This is a genomic window from Phaeobacter sp. SYSU ZJ3003, from assembly GCF_041300735.1.
Taxonomy (GTDB): domain Bacteria; phylum Pseudomonadota; class Alphaproteobacteria; order Rhodobacterales; family Rhodobacteraceae; genus Phycobacter; species Phycobacter gallaeciensis_A.
The window spans coordinates 1-328 of the sequence record NZ_PXNU01000188.1 but is presented as its reverse complement, the minus strand read 5'-3'; the positions used below and the strand labels follow the sequence as shown (position 1 = coordinate 328).

Genomic DNA, 328 nt, shown 5'->3' with positions numbered 1-328 from the left:
CACTGCGCCCCGGCAGCGGTTCCGTCCCCGGATCGTGGAAAAACGCGGCCCGCCAAAGCTTCAGTCCCCAGCGCTGATTGAAGGGAAAACCGACCGCATGATCCGGCGCGGCCTCAGGCACCGGTGCCACGGTCTGAAACGCGGCCCACAGATCGGCGATATCCTGATCAGAAAACTCTGCGTAGAAGGGGTAAGGAAAGGCCGGGAAATAGGGTTCCCCATCTGGTCCGATCCCCTGGCGGATGGCTTTTGCAAAACTCTCGGCAGTCCAGCCGCCGATGCCATGTTCGGGATCGGTGGTCAGGTTCGGCGGATAGAAGGTGCCGAA

The 328-nt window shown here is 61.9% G+C and carries 1 pseudogene; it reads right to left on the bottom strand.

Annotated features, from left to right (window positions below):
- Nucleotides 1-328, bottom strand: a pseudogene (locus C6W91_RS21355) (cytochrome C); the annotation flags it as partial.